This is a genomic window from Wolbachia endosymbiont of Tuta absoluta, assembly GCF_059414725.1.
Window position 1 is genome coordinate 1 of record NZ_JBNRJY010000101.1, and the last position, 1,845, is coordinate 1,845.

At 35.0% G+C, this 1,845-nt stretch carries 3 protein-coding genes and 1 pseudogene; 1 reads left to right on the forward strand and 3 read right to left on the reverse strand.

What is annotated here, in order from left to right; genetic code table 11:
* Positions 1-119, reverse strand: a pseudogene (locus ACJ5GX_RS01215) (NAD-glutamate dehydrogenase domain-containing protein); the annotation flags it as partial.
* A gap of 517 nt (positions 120-636) precedes the next feature.
* Here ACJ5GX_RS01215 and ACJ5GX_RS01220 point away from each other — a divergent pair.
* Positions 637-915 (forward strand): hypothetical protein, encoded by a 279-nt coding sequence (locus ACJ5GX_RS01220; RefSeq protein WP_495292601.1) that lies wholly within the window; start codon positions 637-639, stop codon positions 913-915.
* A 228-nt stretch (positions 916-1,143) separates the two neighbouring features.
* On the opposite strand, the gene ACJ5GX_RS01225 is transcribed toward ACJ5GX_RS01220, so the two are convergent.
* Together ACJ5GX_RS01225 and ACJ5GX_RS01230 are read right to left on the reverse strand one after the other, a co-directional pair.
* Entirely contained in the window at positions 1,144-1,356 is a 213-nt protein-coding gene (locus tag ACJ5GX_RS01225; RefSeq protein ID WP_495292602.1) for a hypothetical protein, read from the reverse strand.
* Between the two features lie 117 nt (positions 1,357-1,473).
* Positions 1,474-1,695: a YqaJ viral recombinase family protein gene (locus tag ACJ5GX_RS01230; protein WP_495292603.1), complete on the reverse strand. Its 222-nt coding sequence runs from the start codon at positions 1,693-1,695 to the stop codon at positions 1,474-1,476.
* Between the last annotated feature and the right edge of the window lie 150 nt (positions 1,696-1,845).

The following is a 1,845-nucleotide window of genomic DNA, read 5'->3' on the forward strand; positions in this document are numbered from 1 at the left end:
CCCATCTTTTTGTGGTCATAACCTGCTGATCCACCAGATGCAAATGCATCTTCGAGCCAAAAGTTACATTCAGAGGATATTTCGTTTGCATAATCAGAAAATGAAGCAGTGCGTTTGTTTTGTTCGCAATTAATCGATACCCTTAGTTATTTTTAGTAAATCCTGCATTAGCCAAAGATACTTCTATGATTCTAACAAATAACGATAAAGAGTTTTCTTATTGTCGTAGATTTTCTTTTGGCTTTATCAATAAACTCACGTAGACCAAAAACCCAGGTATTTTAGTCCGTGGATAGATACGCAAAACTTGTAAGATAATTTTTACTCATCAATAGGAACAAATATTACTTTGCAGCTTTTTATAGCTTCGTTTTGGTATAGCATTTTGCAGGTCGCCCTAAAAAAGAAGTTGCTCGCTAAAATCACGTAAACAGTGTGTAAGACACAGCCCGCCGAATACTGATAGGATGCATGCAGACCAATAAACTGAACAACTTTCCCCTTGGAACATATGTCAGGAAGCGACAAAAAATAATTGACCTCCAAAACAAAATCACGATCGATCTAGCAGATTTGGCCATCACAGTGCTATCATTACCGCATTCAAACGCGGAGGTAGAACGCATGTTCAGTCAGATGAACTTGGTAAAGAATAAGCTGAGAAATAGGCTGACAACAACTACATTAAACTCAATACTCCTCATCAGGAATCAGTTGAGAATTTCAAAACGTAACTGTCATAATTGTGTTCTGCCTGACGATGTCCTGAGCAAAATTAACAAAACTGTAAAAAAAGTGCCAAAAGAAACGCCCTCAACTTCTAGTGTCGCGTCATCGTCTTTAGAGATTGTGGAAGTCGACAACGAAGCACTAGCGACGACAGTAGATGACGAAATTTTTGTTGATTTGACGTGACGTAGTTGGTTTGAGTAATTAATAAATAAGTATTGAATTTGAAAAACGCTTTTTTATTTACATATTTTTAATTTCCAATATTTGAAATTCTAGCGACTTCTAGCGGATATTTTTAGTCTTTTTTTTGCCAAATCTAGCGACTTTTCCACACATGTCTGGGGACTTTCTATTTTCCTAAGCGGCAACACTGGTTATACGACGCCTAAGGGAATTTTATATGCTTAAACCTCATGCATGTATTAATTTAAAATTTGTGAAAATAGTTGATGAAATTGTAACTATAGCATGTGCTTTAATTAATTTACAAAACTCTTTAATAAAATGAAAGATATAAATGCTTTTATACAATAATGGATAAATATTGGTTTTCCAAAAAGATATTAACTTATCCAGTAAATTATCAACATACAGAAGATTAAATGGCACACTTATTATCTGCACTTTTTTATTTCACTTAAATCTGGGTCACAATAATAGCAGATTTTTATGCCTGCCAAATGTACCTCACATTTGAATCTGCATTTGGGCATAATATTTTTCTATAGCCTCTCCATTTTTTTATGTATTTTTATGACTACTTTCACTAGTAGGGCATTTTATTTCGATTATGCTATCTTCAAATATTCCATCTGGGGAACCAGCAATCATAGGGTGCTTGGCGTTTAACATTAGACCGCACTTCTTTATCTTTTTCTTCAAGATTTTCGAAACTGTTCTCCTCACTTCTTCTAGAACACGACCACGTTTCATGTGCTGGGTGTCTGGAATTTTGCCACCCATTATAAGTGCCACCAATGTTCTATCACTGGTTTGACATCGGCTCACTTCGAATGTTATTTCAAACCATAGTTAACAGTTTGATTGTTCCCGGTTTCCTTTTCCACTTTTTGTATTATATGTTCTGGAATTGCAATATTCAAAAATGCATCA